The sequence below is a fragment of the Rhodoferax antarcticus ANT.BR genome (assembly GCF_001938565.1).
Lineage (GTDB): Bacteria > Pseudomonadota > Gammaproteobacteria > Burkholderiales > Burkholderiaceae_C > Rhodoferax > Rhodoferax antarcticus.
In genome coordinates this window covers 615,357-632,083 of the sequence record NZ_MSYM01000013.1, presented here as the reverse complement: position 1 = coordinate 632,083, position 16,727 = coordinate 615,357, and the positions used below count along the sequence as shown (strand labels likewise).

General features: G+C 60.3%; 13 protein-coding genes and 1 tRNA gene. 5 read left to right on the top strand and 9 right to left on the bottom strand.

Annotated elements, in window-relative coordinates; all coding sequences use genetic code 11:
- Window positions 1-76: 76 nt before the first annotated feature.
- From tig to BLL52_RS11730, 4 genes are all read right to left on the bottom strand, one after another.
- Window positions 77-1,387, bottom strand: a complete 1,311-nt coding sequence (tig, locus tag BLL52_RS11745; RefSeq protein WP_075586813.1) for a trigger factor — start codon at window positions 1,385-1,387, stop codon at window positions 77-79.
- A 22-nt stretch (window positions 1,388-1,409) separates the two neighbouring features.
- Window positions 1,410-1,496, bottom strand: a tRNA-Leu gene (locus BLL52_RS11740).
- A gap of 120 nt (window positions 1,497-1,616) precedes the next feature.
- A complete protein-coding gene (locus BLL52_RS11735; protein WP_075586812.1) occupies window positions 1,617-4,793 on the bottom strand; it encodes an efflux RND transporter permease subunit in 3,177 nt (1,058 codons plus the stop codon).
- A gap of 7 nt (window positions 4,794-4,800) precedes the next feature.
- The gene (locus tag BLL52_RS11730) at window positions 4,801-6,012 is read right to left on the bottom strand and encodes an efflux RND transporter periplasmic adaptor subunit (RefSeq protein WP_241839136.1); all 1,212 of its coding nucleotides are present in this window, start codon (window positions 6,010-6,012) and stop codon (window positions 4,801-4,803) included.
- A gap of 105 nt (window positions 6,013-6,117) precedes the next feature.
- Between BLL52_RS11730 and hpnC the strand changes: the two genes are divergently transcribed.
- From hpnC to hpnE, 3 genes are all read left to right on the top strand, one after another.
- On the top strand, window positions 6,118-6,972 hold the full coding sequence (hpnC, locus tag BLL52_RS11725) for a squalene synthase HpnC (RefSeq protein ID WP_075586811.1): 855 nt from the start codon (window positions 6,118-6,120) through the stop codon (window positions 6,970-6,972).
- A gap of 248 nt (window positions 6,973-7,220) precedes the next feature.
- Window positions 7,221-8,060 carry a presqualene diphosphate synthase HpnD gene (gene hpnD, locus BLL52_RS11720; protein ID WP_075586810.1) on the top strand — a complete coding sequence of 280 codons (840 nt, stop codon included), beginning with the start codon at window positions 7,221-7,223 and terminating at the stop codon, window positions 8,058-8,060.
- 37 nt (window positions 8,061-8,097) lie between these two features.
- Window positions 8,098-9,453 (top strand): hydroxysqualene dehydroxylase HpnE, encoded by a 1,356-nt coding sequence (gene hpnE / locus BLL52_RS11715; protein WP_075587228.1) that lies wholly within the window; start codon window positions 8,098-8,100, stop codon window positions 9,451-9,453.
- A 177-nt stretch (window positions 9,454-9,630) separates the two neighbouring features.
- Here hpnE and BLL52_RS11710 read toward each other — a convergent pair whose 3' ends face one another.
- On the bottom strand, window positions 9,631-9,867 hold the full coding sequence (locus BLL52_RS11710; protein WP_075586809.1) for a YidB family protein: 237 nt from the start codon (window positions 9,865-9,867) through the stop codon (window positions 9,631-9,633).
- Window positions 9,868-10,064: 197 nt separating this feature from the next.
- Here BLL52_RS11710 and BLL52_RS11705 point away from each other — a divergent pair, with 197 nt between their 5' ends.
- A complete protein-coding gene (locus BLL52_RS11705) occupies window positions 10,065-12,470 on the top strand; it encodes a penicillin acylase family protein (RefSeq protein ID WP_075586808.1) in 2,406 nt (801 codons plus the stop codon).
- A gap of 61 nt (window positions 12,471-12,531) precedes the next feature.
- A complete protein-coding gene (gene hemH, locus BLL52_RS11700) occupies window positions 12,532-13,638 on the top strand; it encodes a ferrochelatase (protein ID WP_075587227.1) in 1,107 nt (368 codons plus the stop codon).
- Between the two features lie 14 nt (window positions 13,639-13,652).
- Here the strand turns inward: hemH and BLL52_RS11695 are convergent, their stop codons facing one another.
- The 4 genes from BLL52_RS11695 to BLL52_RS11680 all read right to left on the bottom strand — a co-directional run bounded on the left by BLL52_RS11695 (window position 13,653) and on the right by BLL52_RS11680 (window position 16,717).
- Complete coding sequence (locus tag BLL52_RS11695; protein ID WP_075586807.1) at window positions 13,653-14,720, bottom strand: protein-glutamate methylesterase/protein-glutamine glutaminase; 1,068 nt, start codon at window positions 14,718-14,720, stop codon at window positions 13,653-13,655.
- Window positions 14,717-15,250 carry a chemotaxis protein CheD gene (locus BLL52_RS11690; protein WP_173861771.1) on the bottom strand — a complete coding sequence of 178 codons (534 nt, stop codon included), beginning with the start codon at window positions 15,248-15,250 and terminating at the stop codon, window positions 14,717-14,719. The genes BLL52_RS11695 and BLL52_RS11690 overlap by 4 nt, the downstream gene beginning before the upstream one ends.
- 1 nt (window position 15,251) lies before the next feature.
- Window positions 15,252-16,061 carry a CheR family methyltransferase gene (locus tag BLL52_RS11685; RefSeq protein WP_075586806.1) on the bottom strand — a complete coding sequence of 270 codons (810 nt, stop codon included), beginning with the start codon at window positions 16,059-16,061 and terminating at the stop codon, window positions 15,252-15,254.
- A 104-nt stretch (window positions 16,062-16,165) separates the two neighbouring features.
- Window positions 16,166-16,717: a chemotaxis protein CheW gene (locus tag BLL52_RS11680; RefSeq protein ID WP_083633914.1), complete on the bottom strand. Its 552-nt coding sequence runs from the start codon at window positions 16,715-16,717 to the stop codon at window positions 16,166-16,168.
- Window positions 16,718-16,727: the final 10 nt, after the last annotated feature.

Here is a 16,727-nt window from a genome sequence, read left to right as displayed (position 1 = left end):
CAAACAAATTGAGGCTTGATTGCCTGACGAGTAGTCAGACACAAGCCCCAACTGGGTCAGCACAAGAAGATGCAAATCAGTTTTGCGCCATCAACTCGTCAAAGCCGATCGCTTTCTCGGTAACCTTGGCTTGTGTCAGCACAAAGTCGGTCACATTGTTCTCCAGCACGATGGCTTCGACTTCGGCCAGGCGCTTGTTGTCGCTGAAATACCATTTCGCAACTTCAGCGGGTTTTTCGTAGCTGGCGGCCAGTTCATCCACATGCGCCTTGATCTGCTCCATCTTGCCTTGCAAGCCATTGGCGCGCACCAGTTCGGCAACCACCAAGCCCAGTCGCACGCGGCGCTCAGCTTGCGGGCGGAACACATCGTCGGGAATCGTCACCTTGTCAGCGTCTTTGATGCCACGTTGCTTCAGATCAGCACGAGCACCCTCCATCAGGCGGGCAATTTCCGCTTGCACGCTGGCGTTGGGCAGGTCCAACTCGGCCTTGGCAACCAAGGCATCCATCACCGCAGTTTTGTTACGCGCCAGCAAGCGGAACTTAACTTCACGCTCCAAGTTTTTCTTGATGTCTGCGCGCAAGCCTTCAACCGTGGCGTCTTCAATACCCAGAGTTTTTGCCAACGCACCATCCACCTCCGGCAGGTGTGCGGCTTCAATTTTCTTGACGGTAACCATGAAGTCAGCAGTTTTGCCGGCCACATCCTTGCCGTGGTAGTCCTCAGGGAAAACCAGCGGGAAAGTCTTGCTTTCGCCAGTTTTCAGACCCAGCGCGGCTTCTTCAAATTCCTTGAGCATCTGGCCGTCACCCAGGATGAATTGAAAGTCTTCCGCCTTGCCACCTTCAAACGGTTCACCGTCAATTTTTCCTTCAAAATCAACAGTCACACGGTCGCCAGTCACGGCTTGGGCATCATGTGCGCGCTGCGAAAACGTGCGCCGCTGCTTGCGCAGGATGTCCAGGGTTTTTTCGATGGCGGCGTCAGACACTTCGGTGGTGACTTTTTCGACTTCAGCTGTGGTCAGATCACCGATCTTGACATCTGGATAGACCTCAAAAACTGCTTCAAAAGTCATCTCACCCTCGGGGGCGCCTTCTTTTTCGTTGATTTTCGGTTGCCCGGCCACGCGCAACTGGGCTTGCGTGGCGGCATTGAAAAATGCCTCGCCAACCTTGTCGTTCATCACTTCGTACTGAACCGAATAGCCGTAGCGCTGTGCCACCACATTCATGGGCACCTTGCCCGGACGGAAACCGTCCATCTTTACCGTGCGGGCCATTTTTTTCAGGCGTGCGGTCACTTCGGACTGAACGGCGGAAAGGGGCAGGCTCAACGTCATCTTGCGTTCGAGCTTTTCAAGAGTTTCTACAGCTACGGCCATCTTTTATCTCCATAAATATGAGTGGTGCGCGGGGGGGGACTCGAACCCCCACACTGTTGCCAGCGTCAGGACCTAAACCTGGTGCGTCTACCAATTTCGCCACCCGCGCAAATTAAAGGGGGCTGGTATAAACCGCCCCCAGAAATTGGTCAGCCTGAGATTTTAACCCGATGCACTGCCCTGATCTGTCCAAAGCACCTGCATATATCCCGAGAAGTCCCAACTTGGGCTATTTGCTGTGGGGCGTCACCCGAAACCAGGCCGCGTACATGGCCGGCAAGGCCAGCAGTGTCAGCACCGTAGCGACGATCAGGCCGCCCATGATCGCCACCGCCATCGGCCCCCAAAATACCGAGCGGCTCAGTGGAATCATGGCCAGCACAGCGGCTGCAGCGGTGAGCACAATCGGGCGCAAGCGGCGCACGGCAGACTCCACAATGGCTTCCCAGGCCGGCACGCCACGCGCGCGGTCCTGCTCAATCTGATCAATCAGGATCACTGAATTGCGCTGGATCATGCCCATCAGCGCAATCACCCCCAGCAGCGCCACAAAGCCAAAAGGCCGATTCAGCAGCAACAAAGCCGCTGCGACGCCTGCTATCCCCAGCGGCCCGGTCAAAAACACCAGCAGGGCGCGGCTGAAGCTGTGCAATTGCAGCATCAGCAAAGTGAAGGTGATGAACAGCATCACCGGCAAACCCGCCAAGATGCTTGACGAGCCTTTGGCACTCTCGGCCACTGCGCCCGCGACCTCAATGCGGTAGTCGCCCTGCCCGGCTTGTGCCCACTGCGCCTCCAAAGTCTTCAGCTGAGGCAGCAGCTCGTTGGTGACGGTGGCACCTTGCAAGCCCTCGGCAATATCGCCCTGAACGGTGATGGCGTAGTCGCGCCCCTCGCGCCACAGCACCCCTGGCTCCCAGGTGAACACCGGCTTGGCAATTTGCGTCAACGGAACCGACTGGCCTGACGCGGTTGGCAGATAAGCGTTGGCGATGTCGGTGATGGCGTTGCGCTCGTCCAGCGGTTGCCGCAGTACGATGTCGATCTGCTTGTCGCCCTCGCGGTATTGCCCGACTGTGCTGCCATTCAAAAGAGTTTTAGCCCCCTGCGCGATCGACTGGCTGGTGACGCCCAGCGCGCGCGCCTTGGTCTGGTCGACCTCCAGCCGCATGACTTTCACCGATTCGTTCCAGTTGTCGTTCACACCTCGGGTGTTAGGGCTGTCACGCAAAATGGCCTTAACCTCATTGGCGCGCTCGCGCAAAACCGTGGGGTCCAGCCCAATCACCCGAAACTGCACCGGGTAGGGCACCGGCGGCCCGTTGGCCAGCAGCTTGACACGGCCACGCACTTCGGGGAACTCTTGCGCCAGCAGCGCAGGCAGCGCGTGCAACAGTTCGTTTCGGGTGGCCAGGTCTTGCGGCAGGATGATCAGTTGCGACACATTGGTTTGTGCAAACACCTGGTCCAGCGGCAAGTAAAAGCGCGGCACGCCCGAACCCACCCACTGCGTAACGGTCAGTACACCCGGCTCGGCCATTAGACGCGCTTCCAACCGTTTGGCCACCGTTTCGTTGGCGGCAAACGAGGTGCCTTCGGGAAACCACAGGTCCACCGTCAGCTCCGGGCGCACCGAATCCGGGAAAAACTGTTGCTGCACCCGGGTCATGCCGAACAAGCCTGCGCCAAACAGGGCCAGTGTGACCAGGATAGTGACCCAGCGGCGGCGCACGCAGGTATGGACCGCGCGGCGAAACCAGTTGTAAAACGGCGTGTCGTACATGTCATGCACCTCACCGGCGCCCAGCGTCTCACCACTTTGCGTATGCGCCACCACATGCGGCGGTGCCTTGAGCAGCCGCACCCCCAGGTAGGGCACAAAGTACACCGACACGATCCAGCTCAGGCACAAGGCAATCACGGTGACCGCGAAGATGGCAAAGGTGTACTCACCCACCGTGCTTTTGGCGATGCCAATCGGCAAAAAGCCCGCCGCGGTGATCAGCGTGCCGGTGAGCATCGGCATGGCGGTGATCTCATAGGCAAAGGTGGCGGCACGCACTTTGTCGTAGCCCTCTTCCATCTTTCGCACCATCATCTCCACCGCGATGATGGCGTCGTCCACCAGCAAGCCCAGCGCAATGATGAGCGAACCCAGCGATATCTTGTGCAGGCCAATGCCAAAATAATTCATCGCCAAAAACGTCATCGCCAGCACCAGCGGGATGGTGATGCCCACCACCAGACCGGGGCGCATGTCCAGCGTCCAGCGCCGGTAAAGCGGGTGCATACCGGGGCGCTTGTGCAGACCCAGGCTCAAAAAGCTCACCGCCAGCACAATCGCCACCGCTTCAATCAGCACCGCCACAAATTCATTGACTGACTTGGCCACCGATGTGGGCTGGTCCTGGATCTGCCCCAGCGTCACCCCCACCGGCAGCGTCGCCTGAATACGCGCGGTGGCTACCTTGAGCGCCTTGCCCAGGGCAATGATGTCGCCACCTTTGGACATAGAGACCCCCAGCGCGACCACCTCTTGCCCCTGAAAACGCACTTTGACTGTGGGCGGGTCCACGTAGCCGCGTTTGATCTCGGCAATATCGCCCAGGCGCAACTGCTTGCCTGAACTGCCACGAATCGGCATGGCGGCCAGCTCTTCAACGGCCTTGAACTGCCCGGCCACCCGCACCTGCACCACGTCCAACGGTGTTTGCACCGCACCGGCCGACTCCACCGCGTTTTGCTGGCTGAGTTGCGCCAGCACGGCGGTCATGTCCAGCCCAAGTTGCGCCAAGCGCTTTTGCGAGATCTCGACAAACAGCTTTTCGTCCTGCACACCAAACTGCTCCACCTTGGCCACGTCTTGCACGCGCAGCAACTGCTGGCGCACCTCGTCGGCAAAGGTTTTTAGCTCGGCGTAGTCAAAACCAGGCGCCTGCAAGGCGTAGATAACGCCAAACACGTCGCCAAAATCATCATTGAAGAACGGGCCTTGCACACCTTGCGGCAAGCTGCCACGCGCATCGCCCATCTTTTTGCGCACCTGGTACCAGACGTTGGCCACCTCTGGCCCGCGCGCAAAGTCCTTGATCTGGAAGATGATTTGCGCCTCGCCCGGCTTGGAGTAGCTGCGGATCTTGTCGGCGTAAGGCACCTCTTGCAGCACCTGCTCCAGCTTGTCAGTGACCTGCTCGGCCACCTGCTGGGCACTGGCACCCGGCCAGTAGGCGCGCACCACCATGGCCCGGAAGGTGAACGGCGGGTCTTCGTCTTGCCCCAGCTGGAAGTAGCTGGCAGCGCCCAGCAGCATCAAAACGATCATCAGGAAACGCGTCAGGGCAGTGTGTTCAATCGCCCAGCGCGACAGGTTAAAACCCTTTTCCGGGTGCAGGTGGGTGTCGCTCATGCTCGCCTCACTGCCCGGCGCTGGCTGCGCTGGCTGCTGGCAGGGCTGCCGACGGCGCTTGATTCACTTTACTATTAACTTCACTATTGATAGCTGTCTGCGCTTGACTGGTAAGGGCTAGAGGCTGATTTTGCTTATAAAGTGTGACCTTTTGACCAGGGGTTAACACATGCACGCCTGCGGTCACCACCTGCATGCCCGGTGTCAAGCCACTGGCCACCACCACGTCATTGCCATCGGCGGTAGCCACCTGAATCGACTGCAGGTTGACCGTCATGGTTGTCGGGTCAAGCACCCAAACCACCGTGCTTTGCCCCTCCTGTCGCAGCGCCGTGGTGGGCAGCTTGATCACCATGGCACCCGTGTGTTGCACGCCTGCGGGCAAAACCGACACGGTGCTCCCCAGCGCCAGCGTACTGGCCACTGGCAACGCCGCTTTGATGCTGAAGGTGCGTGTCACCGCATCAGCGCTGGCGGCCACCTCACGCACCACCGCAGTTTGCAGCGCACCAGTCGCCCAGGGGCGCACCGCCACCTGGCCGCCCACCCGCAGCCCGGCCACTTTGTCTTCCGGCACGGCAAACACCACGTCACGCGCGCCATCACGCGCCAGCTGCACCACCGGCGCACCGGCGGACACCACCTGGCCGGCTTCGGCCAGCACGGCAGTCACCACCCCGGAGGCGTCCGCCAGCAGCGTGGCGTAGCCGGCCTGATTCGACTGGGCAGACAGCTGCGACTGGGCCGTATCAAGCTGCGCCTGCGCGGCCTTCAGGGTGCTTTCGCGCCGCTCCAGCTCGGCGCCGCTGATGAAGTTTTGCTCTTTCAAGGCTTGGTAACGTTTGAAATCAGCTGCGCCCAGGTCACGGTTCGTGCGGGCAGCGGCGGCCTGGGCGCGCGCGGCATCGGTGGCCAGCTTCAGGTCTTGCGGGTCCAGTTGCGCCAAAACCTGCCCGGCTTTGACGCGCTGGCCTAATTCCACCAGCCGCGCCGTCACCTTGCCGCCCACCCGAAAACCCAGACGCGATTCAACCCGGGCCCGCACCTCGGCGGCATATTCCAGCGTAGCAATGGCCGGCTGAACCCCCACCGTGATCACCTTCACCGAGCGGATCGGCTCCACCGGCACCTCAGGCTTGGAGCACGCCAGCAGCACAAAGGCTGACGCTATAGTCAAGCCCAACAGCAGCGAGCGCGACATGGATGGCACCAATTTCATAGCAATACTTTCAAACAATACCCTGGTTAATGACCGGGCGGTTAGTAATTTTAAGAGCTTCAAAACCACTGTCAAACCTGGCAGGATGCACTGACCCTGCTAGCCATGAGCCACGCGCCAATCCTTGCCCCGGTCACCCATTATGAAAACTTTCCGGTGGCCTCCATCCTGTGCCCGGCGCACTTGCGCCCGGCCGTTGCCGCGATTTACCACTTTGCCCGCACGGCAGATGACCTCGCTGACGAAGGCGACGCCAGCCCCGCGAGCCGCTTGGCTGACCTGAGTGATTTTCAGGGCGACCTGCTGGCCGCCGCCAACGACAAGCCCTTTAGCCCGCGCTGGGCGGCGGTGTTTCGGCCACTGCAACACATGCTTGGACAGTACCAGTTGCCGCTGAGCCTGCTCACAGATTTGCTCGACGCCTTTGAGCAAGACGTGATCTATCACGCACAACAACGCCGCTACGCGAACGACGACGCGTTGCTGGACTACTGCCGTCGTTCTGCCAACCCCATCGGGCGGCTGCTACTGCACCTGCATGGTGTGCAAGACGCCACCTCGCTGGCGCAAAGCGACGCCATCTGCAGCGCGCTGCAGCTCATCAACTTCTGGCAAGACGTGAGCGTGGACGCTGCCCGTGGCCGCTGGTACATCACGCAGCAAGCCATGGCACGCTTCGGTGTGACACAGGCCGACTTCCTGCCCACCAGCCACTCTGAGAATGCTGCACTATTAATAGCTGCCAGCGCAAGCGCTGCAAGGGCTCTGATGCTAAAAGGCGCTGCACTGCCACGCAAGGTGCCTGGCCGGGCGGGCTGGGAACTGCGGCTGGTGGTGCAAGGCGGTTTACGGATTCTGGACAAGATTGAAGCGCTGGGGTTTGTGACCTGGCGAACCCGGCCCAAACTCAGCGCTTGGGATGTGCCAGTGTTGCTTTGGCGGGCGTTGTGGATGAAGTGAGCTTTTGCTCACTTGGCCACCAGCTATTTGTAACCCGCGTCTCTTTGGCACGCCAGCCGAGTGGTTTTCCCCCACTCACTACCCCCGCCCTTTCTCGCCCCGCGGGGGTAGTGAGTGGGGAAATCAACGCGCGTAGCGAAACATAAATGCCAGAAGTCCAACAAAAATAAACTCAATTGAATGGCAGACAAATCACCGGCAAAACGAAACGAGTCCCCGCTTAAACTCAAGCAAAACAAGCGCACCCCATGACCCCTCAAGACTATGTCCAGCAAAAAGCCGCCGGTTCCGGCAGCAGCTTTTATTACGCTTTTTTGTTCCTTGCGCCGCCCAAACGCGCCGCTATCACCGCGTTTTATGCGTTTTGCCGGGAAGTCGATGACGTGGTGGACGACGCCACCGACATCGGCGTGGCGGCCACCAAGCTGGCCTGGTGGCAGCAGGAAGTGGCCAAGGCGTATGCCGGGCAGCCTAGCCACCCGGTGATGCTGGCGCTGATGCCGATTGCCAAAGACTTCGCCATCGAGCAGCGCCACCTGCAAGCCGTGATTGAAGGTTGCCAGATGGACCTGAACCAGACGCGTTATCTGGATTACATCGCGTTGTCGCGCTATTGCCATCTGGTAGCAGGCGTGGTGGGTGAAGTCGCGGCGCAGATTTTTGGCCAGACGCAGACTCAAACCACCGCCTACGCGCACACGCTGGGCCAAGCGCTGCAGCTCACCAACATCATCCGCGACGTGGGTGAAGACGCGATACGCGGGCGCATTTACCTACCGGTCAACGAGTTGCAGCAGTTCGGCGTGACCGCGCAAGAGATTCTGAACCGCACGTATTCAGACCGTTTCACCGCGCTGATGCAATTTCAGGCCCAGCGCGCCCAAGGCTTGTACGACCAAGCGTTTGCCCTGCTCGCTACCGAAGACCGCCGCGCGCAAAAACCCGGCCTGATGATGGCCAGCATCTACCGCGCGCTGCTGGGCGAGATCGAGCGCGAGCAGTTCAAGGTGCTGCACCAACGCATCAGCCTGACGCCGCTGCGCAAATTCTGGCTGGCCTGGCGGGTGCAGGCGCTGGGCAAGCTGTAGTTGTCTGCGTTAATAAAACACTGACATGGCCGCGCGTTTGAAGATTGCCGTGGTGGGCGGCGGTTGGGCTGGTATGGCGGCTGCAGTTGCCGCCACACAAGCTGGACATCATGCTACAGTTTTAGAAGCTACTGACGCTTTAGGTGGAAGGGCTAGAGCCTTAAAAGGCACTTTACCCGACGGCGCTGAGGTGACGCTGGACAACGGCCAGCACATCCTGATTGGTGCCTACAGCGACACCCTGCGGCTGATGCGCCAAGTCGGTGTTGAGCCACAACAAACGCTGCTGGACCTGCCGATGACGCTGCAGTTTCCCGATGGTTGCGGCATCCGCTTGCCCAACTGGCCAACGCCGCTGGACGCCCTGGGCGGCATTTTGGCGGCGCGTGGTTGGTCGCTGGGCGACAAGGTGTCGCTGCTGCGCGCAGCACTGGGCTGGCGGCTGCAAGGGTTCACCTGTGAGGCAAGTTTGAGCGTGACCGAACTGTGTCGCGGCCTCACCCCGCGTATCAACGCCGAGCTGATCGAGCCGCTGTGCGTGTCGGCCTTGAACACCCCAGCAGCGCAGGCCAGCGCCGGCATTTTCCTGCGGGTGATGCGTGACGCGTTGTTTGGCGCCACCGGCGGCTCACATCTGCTGCTGCCTAAAACGGACCTGAGTGCGTTGTTTCCACAAGCAGCCGCCCGCTGGATTGAGCAGCAAGGTGGGCAAGTGCTGCGCAAAGCGCGCGTCGACACCTTGGGGCAAGAGGCATCACAGAGCAATTCCGCCAAGCCCCCATCCTGGCGGCTGTCTGGCGCGGGCTTGGGGGCTGCGGCAGAGACGCGCTTTGACGCGGTGATCTGGGCAACTTCAGCATCAAATACGGCTCAAGCCCTTATGCAGTATGCGCAAGCAGCTCCTGAAACCATATCAAAAAAGGTAGCCGACTGGTGCCAAACGGCGCAAGCTCTGCATTACGAGCCGATCACCACCGTGTACGCCTGGTCACCCGGCGCCCGGCTGCCGCTGCCGATGCTGACCCTGCGCAACACTGCGGCCTACCCAGCGCAGTTTGTCTTTGACCGCGCAGCGCTGGGTGGCCCGGTGGGTTTGTTGGCGTTTGTGGTGAGCGCCTCGGTGGGCGACCGTGCTAGCGTGCAGGCCCAGGTGCTGGCGCAAGCGCAAGCCCAGTTGGGGCTGACGCTGCAGCCGGTACAAACCGTGGTTGAAAAGCGCGCCACCTTTGCCTGCACCCCCGGCCTGCAACGCCCTGCCCCGCAAATTGCGCCGGGCTTGCTGGCCTGTGGCGACTATGTGGCAGGCCCCTACCCGGCCACGCTGGAGGGTGCGGTACGCAGCGGCTTGGAGGCCGCGCAGCGGGTCAATGCCCAAGCACGGCGCCGCGGATAACTTGCAGTTACCTCGCTGCGATCAATCGGTGGGCAGTTAAAACTTAACGTGAAATACAGTCGTCATTGCGAACGAGGTGAAGCAATCCATGCCCCCCGTACTGCATGGACTGCCACGCTACGCTCGCAGTGACGAGACGAATTTTTCATGCTTCGGGGTGGATTTGATGCATGCAAGTTAACGCTGTTGCAGCAAGCCGCCCAGCAAGCCCATCAAATCGCCGGTATTGCCCAAACCGCCCTGGGGTATGGCGCCGTTGGGCGTGAGTTTGTCAACCAGGCCCGGCAGCAGGGCCGAGAGTTGAGCACTGAGCTGCGACGGGTCGATGCCGAGCTGGCCAGCGGCTTTGCCCATCAGGTCACCGCCGAGCACCTGCAAGAGCTGGTCCCCCGAGATCGGCTGGATTGGCGCCATTGTTGGCCAGCAAACGGCTCAACACATTGGCGATGCCGCCTTGCTGTTGCACATGGCTGTTGACTGCGCTCAGAATCAAACAAGCTCATAAAGATCTCCTGTGAATGAAGCAGCAAATTATGCCGAGGACGACCCCGGCATCGGCAAACCGCCCTTTATCATGCAGCCATGAACCGGACATTTTTCGCAAGCACGCCATGAAATTGACCCTGAAGATCATCGCAGGGCTGCTGCTGGCCTTGATGCTGCTGGCCTTGGGGGGTGGGTTTTGGTATGTTTCCAGCAAATGGCCGCAACGCGCGGGTGAACTGAGCCTGACGCAACTCAGTGCCCCGGTCAGTGTGCGTTATGACGAGCGCGGCGTACCGCACATCAAGGCGAGCAACGAGGCCGACCTGTACCGGGCGCTGGGCTATGTGCATGCGCAAGACCGGCTGTTTCAAATGGAGATGGTGCGCCGCCTGGCCCAAGGCGAGTTGGCCGAGGTGCTGGGCCCCAAGCTGGTCAAGGTTGACCGGCTATTTCGCACCTTGCGCCTGCGCGAGCACGCTGCCAAGGTGGCCGCGGCGCTAGACCCGCAGAGCCCGGCAGTGAAGGCCCAGCTGGCTTATCTGGACGGCGTCAACCAATACCAGGCCAGCCACCCGGCCCCAATGGAATTTGATTTGATAGGTATTCCCAAGCGGCCCTTTACCCTGGCAGACACCGTAGCGGTTTCGGGCTACCTGGCCTACAGCTTTGCCGCAGCCTTCAAAACCGAGCCAGTGCTGACCTACGTGCGCGATGAGTTGGGCGCAGACTACCTGCACATTTTTGACCTTGAGTGGCACCCGCTGGGCGTGCTGAATCAGCAACCCACTGCCGCTGCCAAACCCGACTGGCAGGGCTTGGCCCAGTTGGCGCAGGCCAGCCGTGAAGTGCAGGACCTGGCCGGTGTACCGCTGTTTGAGGGCAGCAATGCCTGGGCGGTGTCGGGCCAGCGCAGCTCCAGCGGCAAGCCGCTGCTGGCGGGCGACCCGCACATTGGGTTTTCTGTGCCCTCAGTCTGGTACGAGGCGCACTTGAGCGCGCCGGGCTTTGAGCTGTACGGGCATTTTCAGGCGCTCAATTCTTCCGCGCTGCTGGGGCACAACAGCCAGTTTGGCTGGAGCCTGACCATGTTCCAGAACGATGATCTTGACCTGATCAGCCTGCGCATCAACCCGAACAACCCGAATCAGGTAGGGCACCTGGGTGAATGGGTCGATCTACAAACCACCCAGGAAATCATCAAGGTCAAGGACGCAAAACCCGTCACTCTGACGCTGCAGCGCGCACCGCAAGGCCCGTTACTCAACAGCGCCTTTAGCGACAGCCTGGGCGACAAGCCGCTGGCCATGTGGTGGGCGTTCCTGGAAACCGAGAACCCGGTGCTGGACGCCTTTTACGAACTCAACCGGGCCAACACCCTGCCCAAGGCCAGACAAGCCGCCAGCAAGATCCACGCCCCCGGGCTGAACATCGTCTGGGCCAGCGCCGATGGCGACATCGGCTACTGGGCCGCAGCCAAATTGCCGATCCGTGCGGCCGGGGTGAGGCCGATGTTCATCCTAGACGGTGAAGAAGAAGAGTCTGACAAGCTGGGTTTTTACCGCTTCAGTGACAACCCACAGGAAGAAAATCCGCCACGCGGCTACATCGTTTCAGCCAACCAGCAACCACTCGCCAGCAGCGGCCTGCCGGTAGCGGGCTACTACAACCTGCATGACCGGGCGCAGGCACTGGAAGACCGGCTGGCTGACAACACGATCCAGTGGAACGCGCTCAACAGCCAGTCGCTGCAGCTCAGCACCCAGACCGCCTATTACTGGCGGGTGCTCAAGCCGCTGCTGCCGGTACTCAGTGAGGTGGTGCGCGACCCGCTGGAGCGCTCGGTGTTTGACAGCCTGAGCCTGTGGGACGGCCAATACACCCCGCTGAACATTCCGCCCACCGTCTTCACCCAGTTTCTGTATGAGCTGACCCAAGCCACGATGGCTGATGAGCTTGGCGAGATGCAGTTCAAAAACCTGCTCGGCACCCGCGCGCTGGACCTGGCACTGCCCCGGCTGGCCGAAGATGCAGAGTCGGTGTGGTGGGATAACGTCAAGACAAAAAAGGTTGAGTCACGCAAGGATATCGTCGCCGTCGCTTGGCGCGCCAGCATCGCACACCTGAAAGAGACCTTGGGCAAGAGCCCCAACGACTGGGGCTGGGGCCGCGCCCACACCCTGACGCACAAGCATCCACTGGCCTCGCAATGGCCGCTGGACTGGTTCTTTAACGTGGGCCCGTTCGAGATGCCAGGTGGCCGTGAGGTGCCCAACAACCAGTCCACAGCGATTGGCCCGGCCCCCTGGGCGGTGGCCTATGGCCCGTCTACCCGGCGCATCATTGACTTTGCCCAGCCCGGCCAGGCGCGCGGCATCAACCCGGTGGGGCAAAGCGGCGTATTGTTTGACCGGCATTACCAAGACCAGGCCGACGCCTATGCGGTGGGCGGGTACGTGCAGGAATACCTCATTGAGGCCGACGTGGCCGCCAACACCCGCAGCATCCTGACGCTGCAGCCCGCCAAACGCTAACGCGTCCGGCTTAAATACGTCACAAGCACCGGGAACCGCCGCAGTGGGCGAAAATACGGGGATGCCTGTTTTCTCCCCTCCTTACGCTGTAGAGCACCCTTATGCCCACGGGCAAGTCCCTCGCACCGGCGTGTTGTATTGCAATCTAGGCACGCCAGATACCTCCAGCACAAAAGATGTCAAACGTTTTCTCGCCGAGTTTTTGAGTGACCCGCGGGTGGTGGAAATTCCCCGCCTGATCTGGCTGGTACTGCTGCATGGTGTGGTGTTGCGCTTGCGCCCGTCCCAGTCAGCTGCCAAATACGCCAGCATCTGGTCGCTTGAGGGCTCCCCGCTGAAAGTCTGGACCGACAACCAGGCCCGCGGCCTGCAAGCCTGGCTGACAAAGCACCAACACGATGTCGTGGTGCGTTATGCCATGCGCTACGGTAGCACCTCCATTCCCAGCCAGCTTGATGCCCTGAAGGCCGAAGGCGCCACCCGCGTGCTGATCTTGCCAGCCTATCCGCAGTACTCCGCCACCACCACCGCCAGCCTGTGGGACGCGGTGTACCAGTGGGCCGGGCAGGTGCGCAGCATTCCTGAACTGCGCTTTGTCAACCATTACCACGACGATTCCCGCTACATTGGCGCGCTGGCCGCGCGTGTGCAGCATTATTGGCAAGAACACGGTCACCCGGATGTGCTGGTGATGAGCTTTCATGGCGTGCCAGAGCGCACCTTGCACCTGGGCGACCCGTACCACTGCGAGTGTTTCAAAACTGCCCGCCTGCTGGCGGAAAAACTCGGTTTGAGCGCAGCGCAATTCAAGGTCACCTTCCAGTCCCGCCTGGGTCGTGCCAGGTGGCTGGAGCCGTACACCGAGCCGACGCTGATTGAGATGGGCAAAGCAGGTGTGAGGCGCGTCGATGTGGTGTGCCCCGCCTTCACTTGCGACTGTCTGGAAACCCTGGAAGAAATCAACATGGAAGCGCGTGAAGCCTTTTTGCATGCCGGTGGGCAGGCGTTTCACTACATTCCCTGCCTCAACGACGAACCGCAATGGATTGAGGCGCTAGGCGAGATCACCCAGCAGCATCTGCAAGGCTGGCCCACCCAGACCCTGCCTGACGCAGCCACCCTGGCGGCCTCCAAATCAGCCGCCCTGGCACAAGGGGCCGTGGTTTAAGTCAAAACAATGGCTTATCTGACCATCACGCCTGAGAGCTGCTGCATGATCTCTTTGCCAATCGCGGTCAACGGCACAGTTTTCTCCACCCCACCGCGCTTGACTGCCTCCTTGGGCATGCCGTAGACCACGCAGCTGGCCTCATCTTGCCCGACGGTGCGGGCACCGGCCTTGCGCATCTCCAGCAAACCTGCCGCACCATCATCGCCCATGCCGGTCATGATCACGCCCAGCGCATTGGCCCCGGCGCATTTGGCCACTGATCTGAACAAAACATCCACCGACGGCCGGTGCCGGTTCACCAGCGGGCCGTCCATCACCTCCACGTAATACTGGGCACCCGTGCGGCGCAGCAGCATGTGTTTGCCACCGGGGGCAATCAATGCGCGGCTGTTGATGACGCGGTCGTTGTTTTGCGCCTCTTTCACCTCGATCTGGCACAGGCCGTTGAGGCGCTCAGCAAAGGCTGCGGTAAATTTCTCGGGCATGTGCTGCACGATGACGATGCCCGGTGTCACGCGTGGCAAGCTGGTCAGCACCACTTCAAGTGCCTGCGTGCCACCAGTGGAAGTGCCCAGTGCCACCACCCGCTCGGTGGTCTGGATCATGGCTGAATGTTTGTCGGCAGCGGGCATGATCACGTCAGCGGTGTTTTTGGCAGACACATGCAGCGCTTTCACATTGGCTTTGGCCGCCGCTTTGACGGCGGTCACCATGTCTTGTGAGGCATCTTCCAGAAACTGCTTGAGCCCCATCTTGGGTTTGGCAATGATCGCCACCGCCCCGGCGGCCAACGCCGCCATTGAAGTTTGCGCGCCCGCCTCCACCAGCGTGGAGCAAATCACCACCGGTGTCGGCTTCTCGGCCATGACTTTTTTCAGGAAGGTGATGCCGTCCATGCGCGGCATCTCGATATCGAGCACGATCACGTCGGGCCACTGCACCTTCATGCGGGCAATCGCCAGAATCGGGTCGGCCACCGCACCAATGACCTCAATCTCCGGGTCTTGCGCCAATTGGCTGGTGACCACCTGGCGCACCACAGCCGAGTCATCCACCACTAAAACCTTGATACGACTCATGATGAACACCTTTCGGCTGCTATTTCAGCGGCCACTTCAAGCTGGCTCGGTCTGATCTGGCGCGACCAGACATCGCCGTTGCTGACATTGAAAATGATTTGCCGGTGGCCGACACCAAATAGGCTTTCGCTGAGCACCTCGATACCCTGGTTTTGCAACATGAGGCGCGCCGCTTCGCCGTTGCGCTGACCTACGGTGATGGCACTTGCGCGCATTTGGTCGGGAAACATGTTGCCACCGCCAAAAATCTTGGCCTGGCATTGCCGTGGGTTGATACCGGCAGCTTTCAGGTCTTTCATCATCCACCGTAAGGCCTCATCACCATACCGACCATCCAGCACCTGCGCGGCCACCGGCTCGGTGCGGGTCGGTAGCAAAAAATGCGACATGCCGCCGACGCAGGCCTGCGGGTGCCACAAAGTGATCGACACACACGACCCCAGAATGGTGCGAATCTGAAACGCAGCATCGCCCACAAACAGCTCGCCGGGCTGCAGAAAGATGTCCATCAGGTCTTTCAGGCGGGTCATGTCAAAGGGCCTTGCGGTAAATCGCTGGTGCCACCATCTTCACTGACTGGGTGATGTCGTTGAGGCTTTCCGAATGACCCACGCAAAAATAGCCCCCCGGCTTGATGGTGGAAATGACGCGCGCCACCACGTCCCGTTTGGTGTCAGTGTTGAAGTAAATCATCACATTACGCAAAAACACAATGTCAAATTGGCCGAATTCGGGCAGCGCCGCGTTCAGGTTGACATGGCGAAAGCTGACCCTGCTGCGCAAGCTGCGCTCCACCAGCAACTGTCCCTCGTAGGCTCCGGTGCCCTTGCGGCAAAAGCGCTTCAGATACTCAGGCGGAATATGCCTGCCACGCTCCATGGAATAAAGCGCCCGGCGCGCGCCATCAATCACCCGGGTGCTGATGTCGGTGCCCAAAATCTCCCAGGGTGTGGTCTGCATGCAGTCGGCCAGCACCATCGCCATGCTGTAGGCCTCTTCACCGCTGGAACTGGCCGCGCTCCACAGGCGAAACGGCTGCGCACGGCTGCGCTCGTTCAAAGCCTGGGTGCGCAAAAACTCAAAATGCTTGATCTCGCGAAAAAAATAAGTTTCATTGGTGGTGAGTAAATCCACCGCCATCTGTACCTCAGCGGGCTGCAAGCCCGATTTCAGTACCTTGAAATAGGCGCCAAAACTGTCCAACCCATGCGCGGCCAGCCGTTTGCCCAGCCGCCCGGTCACCAACGCCTTCTTGGCGTCGGCCATGGTGATGCCTGCCGCCTCGAAGATAAAACGCTGAAACTGGGCAAACTCGGTGTCTGTGATGGCAACTGTCTGCACGCTCGCTCCTTGACTATTTTTATGATTTTTTTAGCCTCTAGCCCTTATGAATAAAGCGCTGGTAGCTATATATATAATAGTGTTTCGTCAAACACCAGGGTGACTCATAGGCTGTCTGCCACACCGGCCACCTGCCCCATCTGGCTCACTTCTTCAGTGGACAGCACCCGGTTGACGTTAAGCAAAATGACAAACTTGCCGTTGACCTTGGCAATGCCTTCAATGAAGTCAGAGCGGATCTTGGCGCCAAAACTGGGCGCGGGTTCGATCTCAGACGTTGGTATCTCCAGCACCGCCTGCACCGAGTCCACCACCACACCCATGTTTTGGTGCTCGCCCTCGACCGCTGTGGGCACCTCAATGATGACGATGCAGGTGCTCTTCACCACTGGGGTGGACGGCTTGCCAAAGCGGTTGGACAAGTCCATCACCGGCACCACCGCACCGCGCAGGTTGATCACGCCGCGAATACACGCGGGCATCATCGGCACCTCGGTCAAATTGGCATACCAGATGATTTCCTTGATGCTGAGAATACTGATGGAGAACATTTCACCCCCCAGCATGAAGGTCAGGTACTGCTTTTCTTCCACGGCCGCCTGCGCCTTGACTTGGTGACCCAAGCCTTTTTTGTCAGATTTGACCAATGCGTTCATGGTCGGCTCC

What these genes read in the sequence shown, in the direction of transcription:
- BLL52_RS11690 (WP_173861771.1), bottom strand. Translation starts at nt 15,250, where the DNA reads ATGACCCGCCTGAAAGACCTGATGGACATCTTTCTGCAGCCCGGCGAG.
- hpnC (WP_075586811.1), top strand. Translation starts at nt 6,118, where the DNA reads ATGAGCCACGCGCCAATCCTTGCCCCGGTCACCCATTATGAAAACTTT.
- BLL52_RS11705 (WP_075586808.1), top strand. Translation starts at nt 10,065, where the DNA reads ATGAAATTGACCCTGAAGATCATCGCAGGGCTGCTGCTGGCCTTGATG.
- hemH (WP_075587227.1), top strand. Translation starts at nt 12,532, where the DNA reads ATGCCTGTTTTCTCCCCTCCTTACGCTGTAGAGCACCCTTATGCCCAC.
- BLL52_RS11695 (WP_075586807.1), bottom strand. Translation starts at nt 14,720, where the DNA reads ATGAGTCGTATCAAGGTTTTAGTGGTGGATGACTCGGCTGTGGTGCGC.
- BLL52_RS11735 (WP_075586812.1), bottom strand. Translation starts at nt 4,793, where the DNA reads ATGAGCGACACCCACCTGCACCCGGAAAAGGGTTTTAACCTGTCGCGC.
- BLL52_RS11680 (WP_083633914.1), bottom strand. Translation starts at nt 16,717, where the DNA reads ATGAACGCATTGGTCAAATCTGACAAAAAAGGCTTGGGTCACCAAGTC.
- BLL52_RS11710 (WP_075586809.1), bottom strand. Translation starts at nt 9,867, where the DNA reads ATGGCGCCAATCCAGCCGATCTCGGGGGACCAGCTCTTGCAGGTGCTC.
- tig (WP_075586813.1), bottom strand. Translation starts at nt 1,387, where the DNA reads ATGGCCGTAGCTGTAGAAACTCTTGAAAAGCTCGAACGCAAGATGACG.
- hpnD (WP_075586810.1), top strand. Translation starts at nt 7,221, where the DNA reads ATGACCCCTCAAGACTATGTCCAGCAAAAAGCCGCCGGTTCCGGCAGC.
- BLL52_RS11730 (WP_241839136.1), bottom strand. Translation starts at nt 6,012, where the DNA reads ATGAAATTGGTGCCATCCATGTCGCGCTCGCTGCTGTTGGGCTTGACT.